Origin of the sequence: Niveispirillum sp. BGYR6 (genome assembly GCF_027568365.1) — a bacterium.
Taxonomy (GTDB): Bacteria; Pseudomonadota; Alphaproteobacteria; order Azospirillales; family Azospirillaceae; genus Niveispirillum.
On sequence record NZ_JANLNL010000008.1, the window covers coordinates 187,923 to 212,511 of the forward strand.

22 protein-coding genes are annotated in these 24,589 nt (G+C 61.9%); 12 read left to right on the forward strand and 10 right to left on the reverse strand.

The window, feature by feature from the left end:
* Positions 1-307 precede the first annotated feature (307 nt).
* Positions 308-544 (forward strand): hypothetical protein, encoded by a 237-nt coding sequence (locus tag PCJ49_RS17195; protein ID WP_089288147.1) that lies wholly within the window; start codon positions 308-310, stop codon positions 542-544.
* Between the two features lie 67 nt (positions 545-611).
* Here the strand turns inward: PCJ49_RS17195 and PCJ49_RS17200 are convergent, their stop codons facing one another.
* Positions 612-1,214, reverse strand: a complete 603-nt coding sequence (locus tag PCJ49_RS17200) for a PilZ domain-containing protein (protein WP_269912012.1) — start codon at positions 1,212-1,214, stop codon at positions 612-614.
* 188 nt (positions 1,215-1,402) lie between these two features.
* Between PCJ49_RS17200 and PCJ49_RS17205 the strand changes: the two genes are divergently transcribed.
* The 3 genes from PCJ49_RS17205 to PCJ49_RS17215 all read left to right on the forward strand — a co-directional run bounded on the left by PCJ49_RS17205 (position 1,403) and on the right by PCJ49_RS17215 (position 5,898).
* Positions 1,403-2,548: a hypothetical protein gene (locus PCJ49_RS17205; RefSeq protein WP_269912013.1), complete on the forward strand. Its 1,146-nt coding sequence runs from the start codon at positions 1,403-1,405 to the stop codon at positions 2,546-2,548.
* A 132-nt stretch (positions 2,549-2,680) separates the two neighbouring features.
* Entirely contained in the window at positions 2,681-4,798 is a 2,118-nt protein-coding gene (locus PCJ49_RS17210; RefSeq protein WP_269912014.1) for a TonB-dependent receptor, read from the forward strand.
* A gap of 11 nt (positions 4,799-4,809) precedes the next feature.
* Positions 4,810-5,898: a PepSY-associated TM helix domain-containing protein gene (locus PCJ49_RS17215; protein ID WP_269912015.1), complete on the forward strand. Its 1,089-nt coding sequence runs from the start codon at positions 4,810-4,812 to the stop codon at positions 5,896-5,898.
* A 78-nt stretch (positions 5,899-5,976) separates the two neighbouring features.
* Here the strand turns inward: PCJ49_RS17215 and PCJ49_RS17220 are convergent, their stop codons facing one another.
* The 3 genes from PCJ49_RS17220 to PCJ49_RS17230 all read right to left on the reverse strand — a co-directional run bounded on the left by PCJ49_RS17220 (position 5,977) and on the right by PCJ49_RS17230 (position 8,485).
* The gene (locus PCJ49_RS17220; protein ID WP_089288142.1) at positions 5,977-6,801 is read right to left on the reverse strand and encodes a sterol desaturase family protein; all 825 of its coding nucleotides are present in this window, start codon (positions 6,799-6,801) and stop codon (positions 5,977-5,979) included.
* Between the two features lie 95 nt (positions 6,802-6,896).
* Positions 6,897-8,315 (reverse strand): short-chain fatty acyl-CoA regulator family protein, encoded by a 1,419-nt coding sequence (locus PCJ49_RS17225; RefSeq protein WP_269912016.1) that lies wholly within the window; start codon positions 8,313-8,315, stop codon positions 6,897-6,899.
* Positions 8,312-8,485: an AbrB/MazE/SpoVT family DNA-binding domain-containing protein gene (locus PCJ49_RS17230; RefSeq protein ID WP_269912017.1), complete on the reverse strand. Its 174-nt coding sequence runs from the start codon at positions 8,483-8,485 to the stop codon at positions 8,312-8,314. Before PCJ49_RS17230 ends, PCJ49_RS17225 begins: the two co-directional genes overlap by 4 nt.
* A gap of 429 nt (positions 8,486-8,914) precedes the next feature.
* Between PCJ49_RS17230 and PCJ49_RS17235 the strand changes: the two genes are divergently transcribed.
* From PCJ49_RS17235 to scpA, 4 genes are all read left to right on the forward strand, one after another.
* Positions 8,915-10,447 (forward strand): acyl-CoA carboxylase subunit beta, encoded by a 1,533-nt coding sequence (locus PCJ49_RS17235; protein ID WP_269912018.1) that lies wholly within the window; start codon positions 8,915-8,917, stop codon positions 10,445-10,447.
* Between the two features lie 183 nt (positions 10,448-10,630).
* The gene (locus PCJ49_RS17240; protein ID WP_269912019.1) at positions 10,631-12,631 is read left to right on the forward strand and encodes an acetyl/propionyl/methylcrotonyl-CoA carboxylase subunit alpha; all 2,001 of its coding nucleotides are present in this window, start codon (positions 10,631-10,633) and stop codon (positions 12,629-12,631) included.
* Between the two features lie 247 nt (positions 12,632-12,878).
* Positions 12,879-13,301: a hypothetical protein gene (locus tag PCJ49_RS17245; RefSeq protein WP_269912020.1), complete on the forward strand. Its 423-nt coding sequence runs from the start codon at positions 12,879-12,881 to the stop codon at positions 13,299-13,301.
* A gap of 21 nt (positions 13,302-13,322) precedes the next feature.
* Positions 13,323-15,476: a methylmalonyl-CoA mutase gene (gene scpA / locus PCJ49_RS17250; protein ID WP_269912021.1), complete on the forward strand. Its 2,154-nt coding sequence runs from the start codon at positions 13,323-13,325 to the stop codon at positions 15,474-15,476.
* Between the two features lie 342 nt (positions 15,477-15,818).
* Here the strand turns inward: scpA and PCJ49_RS17255 are convergent, their stop codons facing one another.
* From PCJ49_RS17255 to PCJ49_RS17265, 3 genes are all read right to left on the reverse strand, one after another.
* A complete protein-coding gene (locus PCJ49_RS17255) occupies positions 15,819-16,685 on the reverse strand; it encodes an SIR2 family protein (protein WP_269912022.1) in 867 nt (288 codons plus the stop codon).
* On the reverse strand, positions 16,678-17,652 hold the full coding sequence (locus PCJ49_RS17260) for an AAA family ATPase (RefSeq protein WP_269912023.1): 975 nt from the start codon (positions 17,650-17,652) through the stop codon (positions 16,678-16,680). The genes PCJ49_RS17255 and PCJ49_RS17260 overlap by 8 nt, the downstream gene beginning before the upstream one ends.
* A gap of 70 nt (positions 17,653-17,722) precedes the next feature.
* Entirely contained in the window at positions 17,723-17,938 is a 216-nt protein-coding gene (locus PCJ49_RS17265; protein ID WP_269912024.1) for a hypothetical protein, read from the reverse strand.
* 206 nt (positions 17,939-18,144) lie between these two features.
* Here PCJ49_RS17265 and PCJ49_RS17270 point away from each other — a divergent pair, with 206 nt between their 5' ends.
* Positions 18,145-18,645: a hypothetical protein gene (locus tag PCJ49_RS17270; protein WP_269912025.1), complete on the forward strand. Its 501-nt coding sequence runs from the start codon at positions 18,145-18,147 to the stop codon at positions 18,643-18,645.
* A 117-nt stretch (positions 18,646-18,762) separates the two neighbouring features.
* Positions 18,763-19,764, forward strand: a complete 1,002-nt coding sequence (locus tag PCJ49_RS17275) for a helix-turn-helix domain-containing protein (RefSeq protein WP_269912026.1) — start codon at positions 18,763-18,765, stop codon at positions 19,762-19,764.
* An 85-nt stretch (positions 19,765-19,849) separates the two neighbouring features.
* Here the strand turns inward: PCJ49_RS17275 and PCJ49_RS17280 are convergent, their stop codons facing one another.
* Positions 19,850-20,869, reverse strand: coding sequence for a sugar kinase (locus PCJ49_RS17280; protein WP_269912027.1), 1,020 nt, complete (start codon positions 20,867-20,869; stop codon positions 19,850-19,852).
* 317 nt (positions 20,870-21,186) lie between these two features.
* Here PCJ49_RS17280 and kduI point away from each other — a divergent pair, with 317 nt between their 5' ends.
* Both kduI and kduD read left to right on the forward strand, forming a co-directional pair.
* A complete protein-coding gene (gene kduI, locus PCJ49_RS17285; protein ID WP_269912028.1) occupies positions 21,187-22,032 on the forward strand; it encodes a 5-dehydro-4-deoxy-D-glucuronate isomerase in 846 nt (281 codons plus the stop codon).
* 67 nt (positions 22,033-22,099) lie between these two features.
* Positions 22,100-22,852 carry a 2-dehydro-3-deoxy-D-gluconate 5-dehydrogenase KduD gene (gene kduD / locus PCJ49_RS17290; protein WP_269912029.1) on the forward strand — a complete coding sequence of 251 codons (753 nt, stop codon included), beginning with the start codon at positions 22,100-22,102 and terminating at the stop codon, positions 22,850-22,852.
* A gap of 44 nt (positions 22,853-22,896) precedes the next feature.
* On the opposite strand, the gene PCJ49_RS17295 is transcribed toward kduD, so the two are convergent.
* Positions 22,897-23,646, reverse strand: coding sequence for an ATP-binding cassette domain-containing protein (locus tag PCJ49_RS17295; RefSeq protein ID WP_269912030.1), 750 nt, complete (start codon positions 23,644-23,646; stop codon positions 22,897-22,899).
* 7 nt (positions 23,647-23,653) lie between these two features.
* Positions 23,654-24,508: an ABC transporter permease gene (locus tag PCJ49_RS17300; RefSeq protein WP_089290627.1), complete on the reverse strand. Its 855-nt coding sequence runs from the start codon at positions 24,506-24,508 to the stop codon at positions 23,654-23,656.
* Positions 24,509-24,589: the final 81 nt, after the last annotated feature.

The window sequence follows — 24,589 nt, forward strand, 5'->3', positions numbered from 1 at the left end:
GAAAGGTTTGTTTGATTTCAATTACACCGTCACCCATGCTGCGGCCGGGGTCCAGGTTCGTAGAGCGAAGCGCCCTTTGAGTCTGGACCCCGGCCGCAGCATGGATGACGGAGGGGCGGGACACCGCACGCAAAATCGCAAGGCCGCCAACAGCCCCACCCCCGAATATGAATCAAATTTAACCCAATTTTATTCAAGCCCTACCCGCACTTTTAAAGCGGCTTTAACCCGGTTCGTATCAAATTTTAGAAAAATAAGCTGTGGCGAAAACCACACCGACCATTGACCGAAACCGAAGGAGTGTAGAATGCCATTGGCCGATTCCCTCCAGTCCGAACTCCACATGTTGCTGGACAGGGCCGCCTCTTTCAGCGACGAGCGGGCGCTGGCCCGTCTGCACCAGATGCTGACATGTCTGGCGGAAGGGGCTGAACTGGTGGATTACAGCCTGGATGTGCCCGATGGTCTGGGCCATATCCCGGCCTTGCAGCGTGCCATCCTGACCCAGAGCCTGTTGAAAGTTGAAGCAGCCGGCTGCTGCTGACCAAAAATGACGCCCTGAAGGGTGTGCTGACAACCCGTCCTTCCCGGCACAAGTCGGGAACCGGCGGTCAGCTCTTCGCGGCGGGCGGGGCTTTTAATCGGCTTTCCGCTGCTTCCAGATCCGTCCAGAATTCCTTGAACAGCTCCACCCGAAGCCCATAGCTGCCGTCGCGCTTGGCCGTATCGGGGTGGAATTTGCGGGCAAAGGCCGCTTTCAGCGCCGAGATTTCCCGCAAGGCGCTCACCGCCTCTTCCCGCGCCGTTGTGGCTGTGACCACGGGCTTGGGCTTTTCGGCTTCCGCCGCCGCCGGCGGGGTCGCCTGCACACCATCGGCGATGAAACGGGCCTGGGCCGTGGGCTGAAAATAGGCCTGGATGCGCCGGGCCACCGGTACATCCAGACAGACATAGCTGACCGCCATCTGGCCCCGGTCGGGATGGGTGCGCACCACGCGCAGTTCCGCCGGAAAGGCGAAATGCTGGGGCCCCGCCATCAGGTCGATCTCGGCTGACAGGCGGCTGCCCCGCTCCGGCAATGGCCCCGCCGCGGCCAGCAGCAGGCCGTTCTGGCTCCAGTTCAGCAGGCCGAACGGCTGGCCCGCGATCAGCGCCTGCCCGTCGGTCACAGGCTCCCGCAACTGGCGGCGCCTTTCAAAAAATTGACTGCGCATGGGACAGGTCCACCCGACAAGGGCCTGTGGAAGGAAGGCGGATACCGGCACAGTAAATCGCCGCTTGGTTAGGGGAAGATTAAGGTCAGCCCCGACCGCGCACAATCCATCCGAACGGATGGGGCATACTCGTTTCAAGGGCGGGAATTTGTTATAGAATACGCCCACATGGGCAACAGGCGATGCGGATGCTGACCGGGACCGAAGGTTTATTGCAGCTATTGGCCGAAGGACAGGCATCGGGCACGGCGGTGCTGATCGATCTGCGGGCCGTGCCCCATGCGGAAAACCCGCTGTTCCGGCAATCCATCGTCGCCCTGGTGGACCGGTTCGCCGCCCAGTTCCGGCCGGAAATTGTCGATATCGGGCGTTTTGCCCAGGTCTATCTGTTTCAGGACCGTTCGGCCGATCCCTTCATTGCCAAGCTGAATGCCGTGGCCGCCGATTTCGCCGACCAGCATATGGCGGCCCCGCGCGTCGGCGTGTTCCGCCTGCCGGCGGAAGGGGCCAAGCTGGCGGCGCAGTTGCGCAAGGCGGCCCCCCCGGCGGAAAAGCAGGCCGCCAGCGCCCCGCCGGCCCTGACGGCGGTGGAGGCGCAGCAACTGGCGGCCATCCACAAGCTGGCAACCTATGAACAGGTGCTGGCCGGGGCCGATGTGTCGGCGCTGATCCGCGAATCACCGGTCTGGCGGCTGGAAGACGGGTTCTGGAACCTGCATTTCAGCGAGGTGACGGTCGCCATCGACAATCTGGAACGCGCTGTCGGCACGCCGCTGCGCCGCGACCCCTGGTTGTTGCAGCAGATTTCCCCCATCCTGGACCGCCGGGTGATCCGGCATTTTCAGCATGAACATGCCCGCCTGTTCCGCGCCCATTCCATCAATCTGAAATGCGTCACCGTGGTGGATGCGGTATTTCATGAATTCGTGCGCGAACTGACCTATGACCAGCGGCGCAACCTGATCGTGGAACTGTCGGTGCTGGACAGCGACCTGACAGAGGATACGATCAATGAGGCGGTGGATGTGCTGCGCCTGTGGGATTGCCGGGTCGCCATCGACCAGCTTTCGCCGCGCAATACCGATGCCGGCTTCCTGCCGCTGAAATCGGTCGATCTGCTGAAACTGGACATCACCCGCCTGCATGTGGATGAGGCGGGGCGGCTGCCGCCCCTGCCGGACTGGATGGTGGCTTTCGGTGTGGAGCGTATCGTCGCCGTGCATCCCCATGATGATCAGGTAATCGCCGCCTGTCTGGCCCTGGGCCTGCGCATGATCGAACGCCGCGACCGCCCGCCCGTGCCGGCCGAGCGGCGGATGCTGCCGGGGCGGTAGGGCAGGCCCCTGTGGCACCGGGGCGACACTGCACCTGAATGCCATGGCATGTCGTTGATCGCTATTGCGGCTGATAATGATTGTCACTATACCGACGCCACTTGCGAATGAATTGCATGTGGAACCCTGACCGTGCGTATCCCCCTGTCCTTGTTGCTGCTGGCTGGTGCCAGTGCCCTGTCGCTGCCGGCCATGGCCCAGGAGACGTCGTCTGTTGACGAAATCATCGTCACCGCCGCCCGCAGCAAGCTGCCGGCCAACGCGCTGCCGCTGACGGTGGATGTGATCAACAGCAAGTCGCTGGCGGAACAGGCGGCCATTGGCGGGTCGGTGGTGGATGCGGTTTCCACCCTGCTGCCCTCCTTCTCCCCCACGCGGCAGAAACTGTCCGGCTCGGGGGAGACGCTGCGCGGCCGGTCCCCGCTTTACGCCATCAACGGCATTCCGCAATCCACCCCGCTGCGCGATGGCAGCCGCGACGGTTTCACCATCGATCCCTTCTTTGTGGATCGGGTGGAGGTGATCTATGGCTCCAACGCCTTGCAGGGTATTGGCGGCACCGGCGGCATCGTCAATCAGGTGACGGTGGGGCCGCCGCGCCAGGATGGTGTGTCCGGCAAGGTGCTGGTGCAGGGCAGCAGCGATGACGGCTTCAGCGGCGATGGCCGGGGCGGCAAGCTGGCCGGCCTGCTCGCCTACCGCGAAGGCCCGTGGGATGCCATGGTCGGCGGCGCCTATGAAAAGCGCGGTGCCTTTTATGATGCCAAGGGCCGCCGCATCGGGGTGGACAGCACCCAGGGCGAAACCCAGGATTCGCAAAGCTGGTCAGCCTTTGGCCGTTTCGGCTACGAAACGGATGATGGCGTGCGGCTGGACCTGATGCTGAACCGGTTCCAGTTGAAGGGCGATGCCGATTACGTGATGGTGCTGGGCAACCAGAAGACGGGCCTGCCGACCAGTGCCCGGCGCGGCACCCCGCCGGGCGACCCGGCGCAGGGTCGTACCGAAAGTGTCGCCCTGACCCTGACGGCCGATGATCTGGCCGGTGGTGCCTTCACTGCCCAGGCCTATTTCAACCGCACGCGTGACACGTTCGGCAGCGATGCCAACCCGGTTTCCACCTTCCAGGATATCCGCATCGCCCCGAAAGACACGCTCTATGACCAGTCGCAGAACCGGTCGCGCAAGCTGGGGGCCAAGCTCAGCTATGAACGCGCCATGCCGGGGTTTGAGGCGCTGACCACCATTGTCGGCCTGGACACCCTGTTCGACACGACCGAACAGCGCCTGATCAAGACCGGGCGCAAATGGGTGCCGCCGACGGATTTCCGCAGCCTGGCCCCCTTCGCCCAGTTCAACCTCTCCCTGCTAGATGACAAGCTGCATCTGGCTGCCGGCGTGCGGCATGAAAATGGCCAGGTGAAGATCGACGATTACACCACGCTGGCCTCCACCGGTTCGCGCCGGGTCAAGGGCGGCAAGCCGACCTTCAACGACACGCTGTTCAATGGTGGCATCGTGGCGGAACCGTGGGAGGATGTGCGCCTCTATGGTTCCTATGCCCAGGGCTATACCATGGCCGATATTGGCCGCATCACCCGCGCCATCAACAAGGATGGGGTCAGTCTGGACAATTTCCTGGATATTGACCCGGTGATTTCCGACAACCGCGAAATCGGCGTTGAGCTGGGTCGTGGTTCGCTCACCGCCTCGGCGGCTTATTTCTGGTCCACCTCCAAGAAGGGCCAGAATCTGGTGCTGGTCGGCGGCGTCTATGAGGTGCAGCGCCAGCGGGTGGAGATTGAAGGGCTGGAGCTGAATGCAAACTGGGAAACCCCCTTCACGGGGCTGACGCTGTCGGCCGGCTATGCCCATCTGGACGGGCGCACCGACAGCAATGGCGATGGCAAGGTCGACAAGGATCTGGACGGGTCGAACATCTCCCCCGACCGGGTGAATGTCGCCGCCGCCTATGCCTATGGCCCGGTCACCGCGCGCCTGCAGACCCAGTTCTACATCGCCCGCCGCTTCGATGGCGGGGTCAAGGATAGCGGCTTTGGCGGTTATAACCTGACCGACCTGTTGCTGCGCCACGCGCTTGGCACTGGCGGCCTGACGCTGTCGATCAGCAACCTGTTCGACAAGCAGTATATAACCTATTACAGCCAGACCACCCGGGTGACAGAGGATGACCGGCTTTATGCCGGTCGCGGCCGCACGCTGACGCTGGGGTGGGATTACAGCTTCTGATGATGGGCACCATGCGCACGCTTGACCTGCTGCATCGCTGGGCCGGTGGCCTGATCGGCCTGCTGCTGGCCCTGCTGGGGCTGACCGGCACCATTCTGGTGCATCAGGATGCCTGGGTGATGCTGCCCGGCGCGGATCAGGCCCTGGTCACCGACGCCGCCCAGGTGGGGCCGGTGGTGGCGGGGTTGCTGGCCGATCCGGCCAGCCGGCCGCAATCCATCATCTTCGCCGATGACGGGTTCGGCCTGCACCGGCTGCGCATGGGCAACGGGGCCGGGGCCTATGCCGACCAGTCGGGCGGCATCGTCAGCCGCTGGGACAGCGAATGGGCCCGGCCGGAACTCTGGCTGGCCGATCTGCACAAGCATCTGCTGGCCGGCGATGTGGGGGAGACGATTGGCGGCATCGCCGCGCTGATCGGCCTGTTCTTCATCATTTCCGGCATCATTCTGTGGTGGAAGCTGCGCTTTACCTTCAGTTTCCGCCTCTGGCCGGCGCGGTTGAGCCGGCCGGCCATCATCCGCCAGCACCGGGATTTCGGGGTGGTGATGGCCCCGCTCTTGTTCCTGTCCTGCCTGACCGGGGTAATGCTCACCCTGCCGCCGGTCACCAACCTGCTGCTGTCGCCGGTCATTTCGCCAGCGGAACGAAAAGCCGCCATGGCGGTGCCGGCGGTGAAGGGCGGGGCGCTGGCACCGGGGCTTGATTGGGCCGCCATGCTGGCAGAGGCGCAGAAGACCTTCCCCGACGCGCAGTTCCGCGTGCTGACCCTGCCGCGCCGTCCGGGCGAACTGATCAGCCTGCGCCTGCGCCGGCCGGTGGAATGGCTGCCCAATGGCCGCACCATGGTCTGGTTCCAGCCGGAGACGGGGGCCATGGTGGGCAGCCGCGATGCCGAGACCCTGCCGCTGGGCGCGCGCATTTTCAACCTGGCCTATCCGCTGCACGCGGCCAAGGTGGGCGGGCTGGCCTTTCGGCTGGTGATGAGTGTCAGCGGGCTGGCGCTGGTCCTGCTGGGCACGCTGGCGGTGTGGAGCTTCTGGTTCCGCCGCCCCGCCCCGCAACGGGCGCCGGCCGGGCGGAAGAAGGCTGCGGTATAACACCAACCTGCCTGAAGGCTGGCCTTCGGGCAGGTTGGAGGTCGGCGACTGCCGACCCGGCGCCGGAGGGCGATTGGTTTAGGGCCGCCCCACCCATATCCGCAACGCCTGCCACGGGTGCCGGCTGGCAGCCATGTCGCGGAACAGCCGGCCCCATTCGGCAAAGGCGATGCGCAGCGGGTTATAGCTGACCGGCCCGCCCTGCACGCCATAGCGCAGCTTCCGCCCCGGCTCCACAGTGGCAAAGCTGCCGAACAGCCGGTCGAAGATGATCAGCATCCCGCCGAAATTGCGGTCAATGCAGTCGGCATCGGACCCATGATGCACCCGGTGATGGTTGGGCGTGTTCAGCACCCATTCCAGCGGCCCCAGCCGCCCCACCATTTCCGTATGCAGGAACAGTTGATAGGTCAGGTTCAGGCTGAACATGCCCAGCACGGCGACCGGGTGATAGCCCAGCCAGATCAGCGGCAGCAGAAGCACCCAGCTTCCGGTCAGCAGATTGGTCCAGCCCAGCCGGAACGCCGCCGTCAGGTTCAGCCGGGTGGAGGAATGGTGCACGGCATGGTTGGCCCACATGAAGCGCACCCGGTGCGACAGCCGGTGAAACCAGTAATAGGCCAGCTCCACCCCCAGGAACAGCCCGACCAGCCCCAGGCCGCTCCCGCCGTCAAGCGTGAACAGCCGCTGGTCATACAGGGCGAACATCAGCGGCGCGATCAGCCCGATCCCGGCGGTGCGGATGGCGATCTGCCCCACCATGATGCCCAGCGTGGCGGCACTTTCCCGCAGGTCATAGCCATCGCTGCCGCGCTGCCGGTGCCAGAGATATTCCCCCAGCGCCAGCAGGGCCACCACCGCCAGAAAGGCGGGGGAGCGGTCGACCAGGGCAACAAGATCCATCGGCGGCTTCTCCGTCCATCCCCGCCATCGCCAGCAAGGGGCGACCAGGGTGCCGCAAGATAATCACATCATCGTATGGTTGTCTGTGAACAACTTCACGTTACGTTATACGGCACCGTCCGGCGTTCATGCGCATCCACGCGCAGCGCCTTGCCGATGGGCGGGAAGGCGCGGTGGCGGCAATCTTCCCGGTCACAGACCTTGCAGTTGGACCCGATGGGCACCGCCGCATCGGCATCCTTCAAATCCAGCCCGGCGGAATAGACCAGCTGGTCGGCAAAGCTGATCTCGCAGCCCAGCCCCACGGCGGCCTCGCGCGGGCGGGAGAGATAGCCGCTGCCGCCGGCCACCACCGTGCGGGCGATGCAGAGATAGGTTGCCCCATCCGGCATCCGCGCCTGCTGCACCAGAATGCGACCCGGCTGGGCAAAGGCCTGATGCACATTCCACAAGGGGCAGGCCCCGCCGAACCGGGCAAACTGAAACCGGGTGGCGCTGGAGCGTTTGGCGATATTGCCGGCCATATCCACCTTCATGAAGTAAAACGGCACCCCCGGCATCCCCGGCCGCTGCATGGTGGACAGCCGGTGACAGACCTGTTCGAAGCTGACGCCGAAATAGGCGCTCAACCGGTCAATATCATAGCGCATCCGCTGCGCCTCGGTCAGAAAACGGCGGTAAGGCAGGATCAATGCGCCTGCGAAATAATTGGCCAGCCCCACCCGCGCGATGGAGCGTGCCTCCACACTGGAAAGGTTGGCCTCTGCCACCAACCGTTCAATCTCCACCCCGTAAGACAGCAGGCCGATCTGGTGGGCGGCATAGAAAGTGCGGCTCTCCCGCGGGGCCGTTTCGGATACGAAAAGAATCCGCTCGTCCGGCTCATACCGCCACAGCACATCATGCCGGGCAAATCCCTGCGCCACCCGGATGGTCACGCCATGCCGGTCGGCCAGATATTGCGCCAGATGTTCCAGCAGCCGGTCCTTGGAAAAGCCCGACGCTTCGAACAAATCCTCCGCCGCGTGATCCAGCCCCTCAAAATGATTGCGGCGCGACTGCACAAAGTCGCGCACCTCGTCATAGGGAAATGCGGGGCCGTTCACCGTCTCCTCCCCCCCCACCCGATCCACCAGCGCCTGCTGTTCCTCTTCCAGCGACCGATAGGTGCGGTAGAGTTTCAGGAAAGCGCCCATGATCTCCGGGGCCGCCCGCACGGCATCGCGGATGCCGCTGAACGGTACCGCCGCTTCGGCAAACAGCGGATCGCCCAGCGCCTCCCGCATCTCCGACGCCAGCCGCATGTCGGCATCATCGGCAAAATGGCTGGGCTCGACAGAGAAATAGGACGACAGCCGGATCACCGCCGCCGCCGACAGGGGGCGCTGGTTATTCTCAATCTGGTTCAGATAGGAGGTGGAAAGCCCCACCGCCGCCGCCAGCGCTGCCTGATTGATACCGCGCACTTCCCGCAGACGGCGGATGCGTTCACCGGCATAGATTTTGGTGCTCATGGGGGATTTTGCTCCGGCGTCGCGTCAGGGGGTGTTGCACTGAAATGCAGAATGCCGTTCGGGCGTTTTTCAATCCAAAGAATGCCGCCGTCTTCCAAGCCTAAATGGGCCAGCAGCTCGGCAGGCAAGGTGATCTGGCATTCATCGTTCAAGGTCAGGTGATACCCCATGTTCGTCACCCTCTGCGCTGACGGAAGCTATTCTTGAGAGTCCGTCCGGAAAGTTTTACGCTATCTCAACGTCTTACACGTCTTATCTTTAAACGCTACCGTCACCCCGGCGAAGGCCCATAGGCGCTAAGTTAGTCCCTTGGAATAACGTGCCTTCCCCGCGGAAGCGGGGATCCAGGGGCCACAAGAACCAACGCTTGGGTACCCTTGGCCCCTGGACCCCCGCTTCCGCGGGGGAGGCAGGGAGGTGCGGGCGGCAACAAACAGCCCCACCTTTCGCCCGACCACTTTACCCTCACCCTTGCAAATTTGCAAAATTTGCAATCCGCACCGATCCCCTTCGCATTTATGCACCTTTCCACGCCTGTTCACCACCCCGCATAATTTGCATAAACAACCCAACGAAACCGATCAGGGCGGGAACTTCCCATGCAGGATGTGCTGTTGAAGCTGGAACAGATGCGTGCCGGTGCCCGGCAGGGCGGCGGTGAAAAGCGTATCGCGGGCCAGCATTCCAAGGGCAAGCTGACGGCACGCGAACGGATCGACATTCTGCTGGACGAAGGTTCCTTCGAAGAATGGGACATGTTCGTCGAACATCGCTGCAGCGATTTCGGCATGGAAGCGCAGAAGGTGCCGGGCGACGGTGTGGTCACCGGCCATGGCACCATCAATGGCCGCCTGGTCTTCGTCTTTTCCCAGGATTTCACCGTCTTCGGCGGCTCCCTGTCGGAAGCGCACGCAGAGAAGATCTGCAAGATCATGGATCAGGCGATGAAGGTGGGTGCCCCCGTCATCGGCCTGAATGACAGCGGCGGCGCCCGCATCCAGGAAGGTGTCGCCTCGCTGGGCGGTTATGCCGAAGTGTTCCAGCGCAATGTGCTGGCATCCGGTGTGGTGCCGCAGATCAGCCTGATCATGGGGCCGTGCGCCGGTGGCGCCGTCTATTCGCCGGCCATGACCGACTTCATCTTCATGGTGAAGGACTCATCTTACATGTTCGTCACCGGCCCCGATGTGGTGAAGACGGTGACGCATGAGGTGGTGACGGCGGAGGAACTGGGCGGAGCCGTGACCCATACGGCCAAATCCGGCGTGGCCGATCTGGCCTTTGAAAATGACGTGCAGGCTTTGCTGGAAACCCGCCGCTTTGTGGATTTCCTGCCGTTGTCAAACCGGGAAAAGCCGCCGGTGCGCCCCACGCCGGATGAGGCCGACCGCCCGGAAATGAGCCTGGATACGCTGGTTCCGGCCAATCCCAATAAGCCCTACGATATGAAGGAACTGATCCTGAAGATCGTGGATGAGGGTGATTTCTTCGAAATCCAGCCGGATTATGCCAAGAACATCATCACCGGCTTCGGGCGGATGCAGGGATCGACGGTTGGTTTCGTCGCCAACCAGCCGATGGTGCTGGCCGGCTGCCTGGATATTGACAGCGCCATCAAGGGCGCGCGCTTCGTGCGGTTCTGCGATGCCTTCAACATCCCCATCGTCACCCTGGTGGATGTGCCGGGCTTCCTGCCGGGTACGGCGCAGGAATTCAACGGCATCATCAAGCATGGCGCCAAGCTGCTGTTCGCCTATGGCGAGGCGACGGTGCCCAAGGTGACGCTGATCACCCGCAAGGCCTATGGCGGCGCCTATGACGTGATGGCGTCCAAGCATCTGCGTGGCGATGTGAACTATGCCTGGCCCAGTGCGGAAATCGCCGTGATGGGGCCGAAGGGGGCGGTGGAGATCATTTTCCGTGGCGATATTGGCGATCAGGCCAAAATTGAGGCGCGGACCGAGGAATATCGCCAGAAATTCGCCAACCCCTTTGTGGCGGCGGGTCGTGGCTATATCGACGACGTGATCATGCCCCACGGCACCCGCCGCCGCCTGTGCAAGGCCTTGGCGATGCTGAAGAACAAGCAGCTCCAGAACCCCTGGAAGAAGCACGATAATCTGCCGTTGTGAGAACGGGTGTTACGGCCAACGCTGCACCTACCTGCCTCCCCCGCGAAAGCGGGGGTCCAGGGGCCAAGGGCACTAAGCGTCGGCCTGCTACCCCTGGATCCCCGCTTTCGCGGGGAAGGCATTGGTTAGGTTTCGCGGAATAGACGCAAGGCGCAGCCAGACGCTGCCCCCGGAGACGCCAAGATGTTCAAGAAGATCCTCATCGCCAACCGTGGTGAAATCGCCTGCCGCGTCATCAAGACTGCCCGGCGCATGGGCATCAAGACGGTGGCGGTTTATTCCGATGCCGATGCCGGCGCCCTGCATGTGGAAATGGCGGATGAGGCGGTGCATATCGGCCCCGCCCCGTCCGCCCAATCCTATCTGCTGGCCGACAAGATCATTGAGGCCTGCCAGAAGACCGGGGCCGAGGCCGTCCACCCAGGCTATGGCTTCCTGTCGGAAAAGGCCGCCTTCTGCGAGGCGCTGAAGGCGGCGGGCATCACCTTCATCGGTCCCGATGTCCATGCCATCGGCGCCATGGGCGACAAGATCGAGAGCAAGAAGCTGGCCAAGGCGGCCGGCGTGTCTACCGTGCCGGGCTATCTGGGCGTCATCAAGGATGATGAGGAAGCCATCCGCATTGCGCGGGAAATCGGTTTCCCGGTGATGATCAAGGCATCCGCCGGCGGCGGCGGCAAGGGGATGCGCGTGGCCTGGAACGAAGGCGAAGTAGCCGACGGCTTCCGCTCCGCCACCAACGAGGCGCGTTCCAGCTTCGCCGATGACCGCGTCTTCATCGAAAAATACATCACCGAGCCGCGCCACATCGAAATCCAGTTGCTGGCCGACAGCCATGGCAACGCCGTTTACCTGAACGAGCGCGAATGCTCCATCCAGCGCCGTCACCAGAAGGTGATTGAAGAAGCCCCAAGCCCCTTCCTGGATGAAGCCACCCGCCGCGCCATGGGTGAACAGTCGGTGGCGCTGGCCAAGGCGGTGCAATACCGTTCCGCCGGCACGGTGGAATTCATCGTCGACAAGGACCGGAATTTCTACTTCCTGGAGATGAACACACGGCTCCAGGTGGAACATCCCGTTACCGAAATGATCACCGGCCTGGATCTGGTGGAACTGATGATCCGCGTGGCGGCCGGTGAAAAGCTGCCGCTGACCCAGGCGGATATCGGCATCAACGGCTGGTCACTGGAAGCGCGCGTTTACGCCGAGGAACCCACCCGTGGTTTCCTGCCCTCCACCGGTCGCGTCACCCGCTATCGTCCGCCGGCGGAGGGCACGCGCCCCGATGGCGCCATCGTCCGCGTCGATACCGGCGTGTATGAGGGCGGTGAGATCAGCATGTATTACGATCCGATGATCGCCAAGCTGATCACCTGGGCCCCCACCCGTGACGCCGCCACCGACGCCATGTCGGATGCGCTGGACGGGTTCCAGATTCGCGGCGTCGGGCACAATATCTCCTTCCTCGCCTCCCTGATGCAGAAGCAGCGCTTCCGCGACGGCCGTCTGACCACCAATTTCATCGCGGAGGAATATCCCGACGGCTTCCACGGCCTGTCCCCGGACGAGGGCGCGCGGGACCGCCTGCTGGCACTGGCCACCCTGTTCCAGCAGCGGGTGGCGGCGCGTGATGGCATGGTCTCCGGTCAGGTGCCATCCCATGGCCGCCGCACCGCCCGCGACTGGGTGGCCCGTGCCGATCGCGCCAACCACCCGGCGCATGTGACGCTGACCGACGACGGTGCCATTGTCACCCTGGGTGGCCGCGACCTCAGCGTCGTCGGCCCCTGGGAAATCGGCCAGAGCCTCTGGCAAGGCAGCATCGACGGCGTGGCGATGAGCGTCCAGGTCGACCGCAAGGGCCTGTCCTGGGTGCTGACCCATGGCGGGGCCGCCCTGGTGGTGGATGTGTTGACGGGCCGTGCGGCGGAACTGGCCGACCTGATGCCGGTGAAACTGCCCCCCGACATGTCCAAATACCTGCTGTCGCCCATGCCCGGCCTGCTGGTATCCGTGGCCGTGAAGGAAGGCGACGCGGTGAAGGCCGGCCAGGAACTGGCCGTGGTGGAGGCGATGAAGATGGAAAACATCCTGCGCGCCGAAGCCGACGGCACCGTGAAGAAAATCCACGCCGCCAAGGGCGCCAGCCTCGCGGTGGATGAGAAGATTATTGAGTTTGAGTGAGTGTGAACGGGTGATCCCGCGTCCCTTGTTCCCGTCATCCCGGCGAAAGCCGGGACCTAGGGTCGCAGGCGCTACGGCTGGGTTTGCCGTGGCGCGCGGGGATGACGTCGGGCTTGTGGCCCCTGGGTCCCGGCTTTCGCCGGGATGACGGAGAAAGGGAATGGCTACAATTGTTGTATAAACTACCCCCTCTCTTCTTACGCCTCGTACCATCTTCACAACCAGCGGGCAAATGCGGACCCCTTTCATGCGCATGATACAGAAAATGACAGGGATCATCGGATCGGTCGTTGCCGCCGTGATTGGCTATGTCGCCTTCTGCGCAGTTATCGGAACGCTGGTGCCACCCGGACCGGGCTTCCTCCTGCATGGTCTTATCAGCCTGATGGTTGCCGGTGGCATTGCCTGCTTGCTGCGCCGTACCAGCCAGCCTCGATTGGCACTATTCTCTACCGCTATCGTAAATTGCCTCTTTTGGCTGCTGGTGGCTTTTCCCGTCGTGCTGTCCCGACCGTCTGAGCCGCTCACACCCCCAGCCTCCGCTAGTGCAACGGTTTACACAGTCGATGTGATAGCAGTCCAACCGTCTTATGCCCTTGTCTTGGCCCTGTTCATGGTGATCGGTATGGCCCTGGCGTGGCCCCGCCGTACCGGCACAACCCCTTCCTGAGCGCCCCCCCGGAGACCCCGCATGACCCAGTTCCCCACCAAATCCCTCGCCGACTGGGAAGCCCTTGCCGCCAAGGATGTGGGGGCCGGTGCCTCTCTCTCCGACCTCACCCGCACCACGGCGGAGGGCCTGTCGGTCAAGCCGCTCTACACCGCCGAAGACCTCGAAGGCTTGGAAACCACCGGCACCCTGCCGGGTTTCGCGCCCTTCACCCGTGGCCCCCGCGCCACCATGTACGCCTTCCGGCCCTGGACCATCCGCCAGTATGCGGGTTTCTCCACGGCGGAAGAGTCCAACCGCTTCTACCGCGCCAACCTCGCCGCCGGCCAGATGGGCCTGTCGGTGGCCTTTGATCTGGCCACCCATCGCGGCTATGACAGCGACCATCCCCGCGTGGTGGGCGATGTCGGCAAGGCCGGCGTGGCGATTGACTCGGTGGAGGATATGAAAATCCTCTTCGACGGCATCCCGCTGGATAAGATGTCCGTCTCCATGACCATGAACGGCGCCGTGCTGCCCATCCTGGCCATGTATATCGTGGCCGGTGAGGAACAGGGCGTGCCGACGGAGAAGCTCTCCGGCACCATTCAGAATGACATTCTGAAGGAGTTCATGGTCCGCAACACCTATATCTACCCGCCCGAACCCAGTATGCGGATCATCGCGGACATTATCGAATACACCGCGAATCATATGCCCAAGTTCAACTCCATCTCCATTTCCGGCTATCACATGCAGGAAGCCGGGGCCACGGCGGTGCAGGAACTGGCCTTCACCCTGGCCGATGGGCTGGAATATGTCCGCGCCGCCCTGGCCAAGGGCCTGAACGTGGACAAGTTCGCCCCGCGCCTGTCCTTCTTCTTCGCCATCGGCATGGATTTCTTCATGGAGGTGGCGAAGCTGCGTGCCGCCCGCCTGCTCTGGGCCAAGCTGATGGACAAGCATTTCGCGCCTAAGGACGCCCGCTCCCTGGCGCTGCGCACCCATTGCCAGACGTCGGGTGTGTCGCTCACCGAGCAAGATCCCTATAACAACGTCATCCGCACGACGATTGAGGCGATGGCCGCCATCATGGGCGGCACCCAGTCCCTGCACACCAATAGCTTTGACGAGGCGTTGGGCCTGCCCACCCCGTTCAGCGCCCGCATCGCCCGCAACACCCAGTTGATCATCGCGGAGGAAACCCGCATCCCCCATGTGGTGGACCCGCTGGGCGGTTCCTATTACGTGGAACACCTGACCGCTTCCCTGGCCGAAGCGGCGGAGAAGCTGATTACCCAAGTGGAGGAAATGGGCGGCATGACCAAGGCCGTGGAAAGCGGCCTGCCCAAACTGATGATCGAGGAAGCCGCCGCCCGCCGTCAGGCCCGCATCGACCGGGGCGAGGAAGTCATTGTCGGCGTCAACAAGTACCGCCCGCAGAACCCGGAAAAGGTGGACGTTCTCGACATTGACAACACCGCCGTGCGCGAAGCCCAGGTCGCCCTGCTGCAGCGCATCCGCGCCACCCGCGACGATGCCAAGGTCCGCGAAACCCTGGCCGCCTTGACCAAGGCGGCGGCCGAGAAATCCGGCAACCTGCTGGCGCTGGCCGTGGATGCCGCCCGCGCCCGCGCCACCGTGGGGGAGATTTCCGACGCCATGGAAGAGGTTTTCACCCGTCACCGCGCCGTGATCCGCTCCGTCTCCGGCGTCTATGGTGCCGCTTACGAGGGCGACGAGGGCTTCAAACGCATCCAGCAGGATGTGGAAGCCTTCGCCGAGGCCGAAGGCCGCCGCCCCCGTATGCTGGTGGTGAAGATGGGCCAGGACGGGCACGACCGGGGTGCGAAGGTCATCGCCACCGCCTTTGCCGATATCGGCTTTGACGTCGATGTTGGCGCCCTTTTCCAAACGCCGGAGGAGGCCGCCCGCCAGGCCATTGAAAACGACGTGCATGTCGTCGGTGTCTCCAGCCTGGCCGCCGGTCACAAGACCCTGGTGCCGCAACTGGCCGCCGCCTTGAAGGAACAGGGTGCCGGCGACATCCTGATCGTCTGCGGCGGCGTCATCCCGCCCCAGGATTATGATTTCCTGCTGAACGCGGGGGCGGCGGCCATCTACGGCCCCGGCACCAACATCCCCAAGGCGGCGGCGGAGATCATGGAGATGATCAAGGCGAAGCGGGGGGCGTGAGGGCGGGGGGCTTCGGCCCTTCTCCCGCTTTCCCGGAGGCTCCCACTCCCCATCCGTCTTCCCACCGCCCCCGTCTCTCACTCCCCGTCATCCCGGCGCAGGCCGGGATCCAGGGGCCAAGCGCCCAACCTATCGGCAGCCTTGTCGCAGTGGCACCAATTGCGCCAGGAAGAAAGGGTGCTGCCGATCTGTCCGACCTGGAGGCCACAGCCATAGCCCCTGTGGATGCGGAATGAAGCGGTAAGTATGAGCATTTCCGATCCCGAACCGGGATTGGTCATTTCAGCTATTTATTTTGCATTGAGAGTTTATCTCAATTCTAAGTGTTGACTACAAGTATTTTCACCACTCCCAGGAAACGAGAAGGCTTTTTCTATAATCCTCAACCTGAGTATAAAGTTCACTGATAGCGTTGGCGAAACCGCTATGATTTTCATCAATTTTATCATAGCTAATGATCTGCAGATTCCTATTCGCCCTCAACGAGTTTTTAAGGTCATCGTGCATATCATTTGCAGTAACGAAATAATGAGGGTGTGATTCAGCGTATGTAAAATTCTGATTCTCCAGTATGAGGTTAATGTCGGGATCTCTGTAACCTGCCCCTAAAAACAAAAACGTGTGTGTCATTAGCGCACTATCAAATGCGTTATAAAATGCAGATGCTTTTACTCTTGCGCTCGCATACTGCTTCTGAGTAAATATAAGTCTCCCTGGATTGTCTAATGTTCCATGAACTTTTACTAAATATCTTTCAGTCCCACGGAGAAATTCTGAGACATCTGGATCATCATATATTTTTCTCACACAAGTTCCAGAATATATCTCTTGAGCTGCGCGGTCAATAATGTCATCAAAATTCAATGAAAAGATAACTCTGGAATCCAACCTACATATATTCTTATGCACATCTGAGGGTACAAATCTAGGCGCACTAAAGACGCTTCTTAATTTTGTAGGCCACTGTGAATCGTAGATACGTTGCAACCATTCGCAAGCGTGTAGTAAATCGCCCTGTTCGATGGCCTCCTTTATATGCTCTTTAGGTCCATTCGGCAGACTATCATTGCAATCATTTAGAAAATTCTCCCAAGTGGGTGGCAACTCTCCATTTGCTCCCCTGGATTGCCGGGAGACGCCAGAGCCAATAACAAGTACACAGCGGCGACGCGCTATGTCACGAACCAGTGGGATAGGCCAATCAGTCATCGATGCGCTCAAAAAGCTGTAAAGTTACATTCTTAAAAATTTCTTCTGCATCCTTTACCTTTGCAAAATGTGCACCAACTACACCATCGTTCGCCTTCAAATCAAAAATTGGCTTATTGTTGCTCTGCGACATTGGAGCTAAACTAAATAAGTTTGGAACTGTGCCAATTTCATACTTCTGATCAATTATGCTTTGACCAAGGCCACATTCAAGTATCACACTGTCAATCATTTTCCGGATTTCTTCATAGGCTTTTACACCCCTACTCTCCCCATTTGCATCACGCTTTGCAAGGTATTGCTGAGTAACATACCCAATAAATTCAGCGGGGCCGTACTTTAATGTTGGAACCTTAGACTTTTGTTGAACATTTTTTATACTGATATCCCAATCTCTTTTCCACTCATCAATCCATTTTTGAATATTGCCAAAAGCCCGTAGAGAGAAAATATCGATCGACATCGGGCTAACAAAATAATCAGAAGACAAGAGTATTGATCTATTAATGGCTCCAAGTGATGGGCTGACGTCCAAAAATACATAATCGTAGATCTGTAATTTATCCAACAAATCTGAAAATACTAAATTAGTTTTTATGGCTCTTATATCTCCACCCTTTGCAGAAGCCCACTCACGGGCTAAAAAATCCTCCATTATTGCCAAATTAGGATCGCCAGGCAGAACATCTAAGCCAAAGGATGAACATTTCAAAATTTGAGGATCGCGAACATATCCTTCACCATCCATGAGGGGCTCAACAACATTTGAAACAGTGAATCCACCAATATCATAAATAAAATCAATCACTTTTTCGTCGAAAAAGTATTGAGTAGCGTTGCATTGTGGATCTGCGTCAATTACGCAAACGCGCTTTTTGAGTTTTAGGGCCGCATACGCGGCAACATTACACAGCAAAGTAGTTTTGCCTACTCCACCCTTATTGTTAAAAAAAGCAATAGATTTCATTTTAGCTCGCAAACTGAAGGAGATGCACAATTAATTTTATATTATATAATGGAAGCTGGCTGATATTCAATCAAAAAAAGCTTGATTGAAGAGTATCACCTTGTCCTCCAGCACTTCCCCCACCCCGTCGGGCAACCCTGCTTGCGAGACTGATGGCATTGCTATCCGCCGCTCTGGCGGCAATGGTGCGCTCAATATCAAAGGCGGCTGTGCCACCGCTCTCCTTGCCCTCATTCCAGGCATGGCGCAGCTTGGACAGTTCCTCCTGCCGCTGGTCGCGGTTCAACTGCTAGTCCCGCACAGCCTCCCCCGTCAGGTCGGCGCGGTGTGAATGGTAAAGGTTCCCCTGATCATCCCGATAGAGCGGCATCGGCTCCCCCATCTTGGCCCGGCGTGTATCACCCTATCATGCTGCAACCATCTTCACGATGGTTCAGCCTCTGCTATGATCACGGCCCTGCATTCTGCTCTATCCTTTAAGGCTTGTCGCTGATGTCCTCCCGCCCGCCACGGACGACGTTCCTGATTATATCCCTGGTCGTCGGGACTGTTCTGGCCATCCATTATGGCGTCAACACGCCCTTTCTGGCGGAACTGTTTCTGCCACCGTCTGCCCCCGATCAGCAGCATGCCCCACAAGAACCGGTTCCGGTCGGTGATGAGGCAAACCTGTTCCGCCAGCTGGTGCAGGATGCCGGCTGGGGGAATAAAGGGCCGGCGGCGATGATCACGGAGCCGCCGGGCACGCCGCCAGGACCGAAGGTCGATTTCCGCCGCTTCGTCTTATCGGGTGATGCCGCAACGGTTCGCCAAAGCCTGATCAAGGCTTGTGAGGGCCAGGGGCTTATGGCACCGGATGCCGCCCTGCTGGCGGATAAGCCGAAAACGGTTTGTGTCGGCACCTGGCGGCAATGGCGGGTGTCCGTCCAGCTGGGGCTCTCCTGCACAACTGTGTGTGATGCGAATTTATCGGTCGAAACCCGACCGCTTTGACGCGGTGGCTGACCGCGTTCCGTTGTGCCCCGCCCCCCGCCCCCCGCCCCCGACCTTGCCCCACAACCCCAACCATGATAGGAATAAATACCTCAGCCCATCACCCCGGAGCCTCCCATGCCGCGCGACGTCAAGCCCAACACCCATTCCCTGGACCCGGCCCAGTTGGACCCTGCCTATGCCGCCCTGCCCAAGGATGAACAGCGGGAGGCCTGGTGGCGCGGGTCGGAGGATAAGGAGGCGTGGCGCAATGGGGAGGATGTGGAATATGCCTATGAACATATGTTCACCGAAGGGCTGAACAACCGCAGCCGTACCGATGAACAATGGGCGCGCATCGCCTATTATCTGGCGTCCGGCGTGACGGTGACAGAGGTGGCGCGCCATTTCACCCTGTCGCGCAGCACCATCTGGCGGGCGCTGCAGCGCTCTCCGGGCCTGCGCCGTCGCATCGCGGCGGAACGGGAAATGCTGCGCCGGGAAAGCGACAGCCGTTTCGTCGCCATGCGCCATGCTGTGGTGGAAGGGCTGTCGCGGGCCATCAATGCCGGCAATATCCGCGCCATCCTCTGGGCGGCGCAACGGCTGGAACTGGGTGGGCCGCTGCTGGTGGCCAAGGAATGCCAGCCTGAACCGGAACGCCGTCCTATCCGTCGCCCTGTGCCCCGGCGGCCCCGGTCCCAGCCTTCTGATGCCCGGTCCCCGGCGGCCAGCGCCCCGGTGGCCGATCTCCCCCCGGACCCGGTGGCGGAAACGCCCGATCCGGACCCCGCTGCCCCGGCATCGTCGGGGGAGGCACCCCCCGCCACTGCCACCGCCACCGTGACGGGTGCCCCGGCGGCGCCGGTTGCTGTCGCCGATCCGGCCGCCCGTCAGCCGCGCCGCCCGCTGCCGGTCCGCCCGGCCGGGGTGATGTTGCCATCTGCCTGCCGGGCCGTGCGCCCGCCGGTGCGTCTGCTGGTCTATCGGTTGCGGGCCATGCTGCAACTGACCGATGATGTTGATGAACGGCTGGTGCCCTTTCCCGCCGGGGGGGAGGCGCGTATGAACCCCTGGCTGGCCCGCACGGCGGGGGAGGAGCTGAACATTTACCGCCCCGCCACCCGTCCCCGGTACTGATCGGGGCCGGGCGGCTACGCACCATCAGCGGCTGAAATGTTGCGTAGTGTTGCGTTGGGGGAGAGGGGCCGGGCAGGGCAGGCGATCAGCGCTTCACATCCAGCCCGCCGCCCGCCATCACCGCCTGCACATCGCCGACGGAGACCAGATTGGCATCACCCGGCACGGAATGTTTCAGCACGGCGGCACAGACGGCGAAATCCAGCGCCGTGGCATCCTCCATGCCGCTGGTGATGCCGTGCAGCAGCCCGGCAGCAAAGGCATCGCCGCCGCCGATCCGATCCACAATGCCGGACATGGCGCGCACCGGCGTGCGCACCAGTGCGCCGTCCCGGCTGATCATCTGGCCGGCCAGATCCTGGCAATCCACCGAATCGTGTGATCGGATGGTGCAGGCCAGCCGTTGCAGGCGGGGGAAGGCCTGGAAGGCGGTTTCGGCGGCGGCCAGGAACTTCTCTTCCGTGCTGGGCTGGTTGAAGCTGGTTTGCAGCATCAGGGCGATATCCCGATGATTGCCCAGCAGCAGATCGGCATAACCCGCCAGTTCCAACAGGGTGGCGCGGCCATCGGTGCCGCGCGCTTCCCACAGCTTCTGCCGGTAATTACAGTCGAAGGAGACCTTGACCCCGGCTTCCACGGCGGCCTTGGCGGCGGCCAAGGCGGCGCGCCCCGCCGTCTCGCTCACCGCCGGGGTGACGCCGGACAGGTGCAGCCGTTCGGCCCCCTGCACCAGGGCGGCCCAGTCATAATGATCGGCATCGGCCAGGGCAAAGGCCGTATCCACCCGATCATAGATGATTTCCGACGGGCGGGACAAAGCCCCGGTGGCCAGGAAATACAGCCCCATCCGCCCCGGCACCCGGCGCACCGCGCGTGTATCCACGCCCTGGCGGCGCAATTCGCCAATGGCCGCCTCGCCCAGCGCATGGTCGGGCACGGTGCCCACCATGGCGCATTCATGCCCGAAGCGGGACAGCGAGACGGCGACATTCGCCTCCGCCCCGCCGACATTCACCTCAAATCCGGGGGTTTGCAGAAACATCTGCCGGCCCGGCGCGGACAGGCGCAACAGCAACTCACCGAAAAACACGAAGCGTGCGGCCATATCCTGTTTCCTTACCCTTTGCTTTTGCTGGTTTTTCCCCATATTCAGGGGGCTGGGCGCAACAGGGGCGCAAAGCCTCTGTCACGGGCATTTCCACTCTGCTTAATCGTCGCTGTTACCGGTGTCAATTGAGGCTTTCTGCCCATCACAACGCCCCACCCCACCATTGATGGCAACCCTGTCCGGCATGATTTCCCCCTCCCTCTGGCGCGGCATTATTTAGTTCCATAAATTGGGAGATTATACCATATTGTGGCGGAATTTAAGGGGGCGGTTATCGCCGCACCCCAGCCCCGCGCTGCATTGGGAGAGAGTTGATGTTTGAGAAGACGTTCCACGCCACGCATCCGGACAGCCTGGAAGCGGCGAATACGGCCGATCTGCGTAACCGTTATCTGGTGACGGGGATTTTTCAGCCGGGTCGGGTGGTGCTGAACTACTCCCATAATGAGCGTTTTGTCATCGGCGGGGCCGCCCCGGTGGATGGCGCGTTGGAGTTGCCCACCCAGACCGAACCCGCCGCTGCCGCCGGCCGCCCCTTCCTGGAGCGGCGTGAACTGGGCATCGTCAATGTCGGCGGCCCTGGCCGGATCACCGTTGATGGCCAGAGCTTCACCATGGGTCCGCGCGACGGGCTCTATGTGCCGATGGGTTCTGTGGCTGTCAGCTTTGCGTCGGATGATGCCGCCAACCCGGCTTTGTTCTATCTGGCCTCCACGCCGGCCCATGCCGCCCTGCCGATCCAGCATCTGCCGATCGAAAAGGCCAACCCGTTGCAGCGCGGCGCCCTGGAAACCTCCAACGAGCGCACGATCTATCAATATATCGTGCCGGGTGTCTGCGCCTCGGCCCAGTTGCTGCTGGGCGTGACGATCCTGAAGGAAGGCTCGGTCTGGAATACCATGCCGCCGCACCTGCATGAACGCCGCTCGGAGATTTACTTCTATTTCGATCTGCCGGAGCAGGACCGTGTGTTCCATTACATGGGCCACCCCGATGCCATGCGCCATATTGTAGTGAAGAACCATGAGGCGGTGATCTCCCCGCCCTGGTCCATCCATATGGGATCGGGCACCCGCGCCTATGGCTTCATCTGGGCCATGGGTGGCGAGAATCTGGATTATACCGACATGAAGGTGCTGGATATCTGCCAGCTGGCGTAAGGGGCAGGGGGCCGCATTGGCCCCCCTGCCATCCATCCTGCTGCCTATCTTCCAGAGGAACAAGCCGATGAACCCGTTTGATTTGACCGGCCGGGTGGCGATGGTGACGGGGGCCAATACGGGCCTGGGCCAGTCACTGGCCATCGCGCTCGCCCGCGCTGGTGCCGATATTGTCACCGTGGCCCGCCGCGATGCCGGTGAAACGGCAGCGGCAGTGGAAGCCGCTGGCCGGCGCTGCCTGCAACTGACGGCCGACCTGTCCAAGATGGATGGGCTGCCGGGGCTGGTGGCCGACACGCTGGCCCATTTCGGCCAGTTGGACATTCTGGTCAATAATGCCGGCATCATCCGCCGGGCCGATGCGGTGGATTTCACCGAGGCCGATTGGGATGATGTGATCGACACCAACCTGAAAAGCGTCTTCTTCCTGTCGCAGGCGGCGGCCAGGCATATGCTGACGCGGGGCAGTGGCAAGATCATCAACATCGCCTCGATGTTGAGCTTTCAGGGGGGGATCCGGGTGCCCAGCTATACGGCATCCAAGTCCGGCGTGGCGGGGCTGACCAAGCTGCTGGCCAATGAATGGGCCGGCAAGGGCATCAATGTGAATGCCATCGCACCCGGCTATTTCGCCACCAACAATACCGAGGCCCTGCGCGCGGATGAAAACCGCAACCGCGACATCCTGGCCCGCATCCCCGCTGGCCGCTGGGGCGAGCCGGACGATCTGGGCGGGGCTGCCGTGTTCCTGGCCAGCCGTGCTGCCGACTATGTGCAGGGCCATGTCCTGGCTGTCGACGGCGGCTGGCTGGCGCGTTGATCGATAGACCGGCGGGGGGCGGCGCCCCCCCCCCCGCCACCGCTTTACGCCGCCATGGCCCGGTCCAACATGGCCGGCGTGATGGGGCCATAATCCACCACCTGGCCATGTTCCAGCACGGCCACCTTGTTGCACAGCCGCTGGATCAGGTCGCGGCTGTGGCTGGCGATCACCATCAGGCTGGACCGGTCGATCAGCTTGTTCACCCGCACCTCCGCCCGTTCCATGAAATTGGCGTCGCCGGCGGTGATCCATTCATCCAGCAGCAGGATTTCCGGCGACACGGCGGTAGCGACGGAAAACATCAGCCGCAGCAACATGCCCGAGGAATAGGTCTTTACTGGCAGTTCCAGATATTCGCCCAGGCCGGAAAACTCCCCGATCTCGGCGGCATATTCCTCGATCTCCGCCGCCGTCATGCCCAGCAGCAGGCCGCGCAGGCGCAGATTTTCGTTCCCCGTCGCATCATGATCGATGCCCAGCATCAGATCGAACATGGGGGAGACACGGCCGCTCACCCGGATGCGCCCGCCCGTCGGCTCATAAATGCCGGCCATGGTGCGCAGGATGGTGCTTTTCCCGGCGCCGTTATGGCCGATCAGCCCCACCCGGTCCCCCTCCCGCAGGTCGAGATTGACATTGCGCAGTGCATCAATATGCACCCGCCCCGACGCGCCGGAGCCGATGCGCCCGCCGGTGGTGAGGCTGAGCGCCGTCTTTTTCAGTGACCGCCCATGCAGTCCGAAAATCTGAAAGCGGACGGAAACGTCCTCTAAGGTGATGTGAACGGACATGATCGCTTCAGATCCAAAAGGTGACGCGGGGGCGGGAAGCGCGGAAGACCAGCAGGCCCAGCACCAGACCGGCAATGGCGATCCAGCCAACAACGATCCAGTGCATCGGGTCCACCGTGCCGGTGGTCAGCGGCTGGCGCACGATCTCAACCAGATAATGGAACGGGTTGAAGCGCAGGGCCGGATGGTTGGCATCCAGAAAATTGCCCTTCCACAGCACCGGCGTGATGAAGAAGGCGCCGGTCAGGATGGTCTGGACGATCTGCGCTACATCGCGGAACCGCATACAGACACAGGCCAGCATCAGGCCCCAGCCATAGCCGCAGACCAGCAGCAACAGCACGGCGGCAATGGCCAGCCCGACACCCTCCAGGGTCACGCCCGTCTCATAAAGCAGGCTGACCCCCACCACGATCAACACATGGTGCAGCAGCACCAGGGCGTTACGGGCGATCACCCGGTTGACGAAGACGGTCAGCGGCAGCCGCACCTGCTTCAGATAGCCCTCCGCCCCCACCAGCGCCATGCAGCTCTCGCTGATCAGGCTGGTGATCAGCGTCCATGTCACCATGCCGATAGCGACATGGGGCAGATATGCTGGCACATCGATCTTGAAGATGGCGGCATAGACAATGGCGATGCCGGCGGTAAACGCCGCCATGCTGAGCGTCACCCATAGCGGCCCCAGGATGGAGCCGCGATATTTCTGCCGGATGTCCGTCCAGGCCAGGGTGAACCAGATCCGCCAGGAGGCCAGCCCGACCGCCATGTCGGCGAAGGCTGCTGCCAGTGTGGCCCGTCCATCAGACGAAAAGCCCCTATACCAGCCACCGACAGCCGATGACGGTTGTTGCTGCGACATTGTTACTTCCACTCCCACTTTCCTGGCGCCAGGCGCTAGCCCCTTGTTCGGCCATAACCCGCAAACATCAATCAGGTGCTG

Coding starts and splice junctions, on each gene's coding strand:
- PCJ49_RS17195 (WP_089288147.1), top strand. CDS start 308: ATGCCATTGGCCGATTCCCTCCAGTCCGAACTCCACATGTTGCTGGAC.
- PCJ49_RS17200 (WP_269912012.1), bottom strand. CDS start 1,214: ATGCGCAGTCAATTTTTTGAAAGGCGCCGCCAGTTGCGGGAGCCTGTG.
- PCJ49_RS17205 (WP_269912013.1), top strand. CDS start 1,403: ATGCTGACCGGGACCGAAGGTTTATTGCAGCTATTGGCCGAAGGACAG.
- PCJ49_RS17215 (WP_269912015.1), top strand. CDS start 4,810: ATGCGCACGCTTGACCTGCTGCATCGCTGGGCCGGTGGCCTGATCGGC.
- PCJ49_RS17220 (WP_089288142.1), bottom strand. CDS start 6,801: ATGGATCTTGTTGCCCTGGTCGACCGCTCCCCCGCCTTTCTGGCGGTG.
- PCJ49_RS17225 (WP_269912016.1), bottom strand. CDS start 8,315: ATGAGCACCAAAATCTATGCCGGTGAACGCATCCGCCGTCTGCGGGAA.
- PCJ49_RS17230 (WP_269912017.1), bottom strand. CDS start 8,485: ATGGGGTATCACCTGACCTTGAACGATGAATGCCAGATCACCTTGCCT.
- PCJ49_RS17235 (WP_269912018.1), top strand. CDS start 8,915: ATGCAGGATGTGCTGTTGAAGCTGGAACAGATGCGTGCCGGTGCCCGG.
- PCJ49_RS17240 (WP_269912019.1), top strand. CDS start 10,631: ATGTTCAAGAAGATCCTCATCGCCAACCGTGGTGAAATCGCCTGCCGC.
- PCJ49_RS17245 (WP_269912020.1), top strand. CDS start 12,879: ATGCGCATGATACAGAAAATGACAGGGATCATCGGATCGGTCGTTGCC.
- scpA (WP_269912021.1), top strand. CDS start 13,323: ATGACCCAGTTCCCCACCAAATCCCTCGCCGACTGGGAAGCCCTTGCC.
- PCJ49_RS17255 (WP_269912022.1), bottom strand. CDS start 16,685: ATGACTGATTGGCCTATCCCACTGGTTCGTGACATAGCGCGTCGCCGC.
- PCJ49_RS17260 (WP_269912023.1), bottom strand. CDS start 17,652: ATGAAATCTATTGCTTTTTTTAACAATAAGGGTGGAGTAGGCAAAACT.
- PCJ49_RS17270 (WP_269912025.1), top strand. CDS start 18,145: ATGTCCTCCCGCCCGCCACGGACGACGTTCCTGATTATATCCCTGGTC.
- PCJ49_RS17275 (WP_269912026.1), top strand. CDS start 18,763: ATGCCGCGCGACGTCAAGCCCAACACCCATTCCCTGGACCCGGCCCAG.
- PCJ49_RS17280 (WP_269912027.1), bottom strand. CDS start 20,869: ATGGCCGCACGCTTCGTGTTTTTCGGTGAGTTGCTGTTGCGCCTGTCC.
- kduI (WP_269912028.1), top strand. CDS start 21,187: ATGTTTGAGAAGACGTTCCACGCCACGCATCCGGACAGCCTGGAAGCG.
- kduD (WP_269912029.1), top strand. CDS start 22,100: ATGAACCCGTTTGATTTGACCGGCCGGGTGGCGATGGTGACGGGGGCC.
- PCJ49_RS17295 (WP_269912030.1), bottom strand. CDS start 23,646: ATGTCCGTTCACATCACCTTAGAGGACGTTTCCGTCCGCTTTCAGATT.
- PCJ49_RS17300 (WP_089290627.1), bottom strand. CDS start 24,508: ATGTCGCAGCAACAACCGTCATCGGCTGTCGGTGGCTGGTATAGGGGC.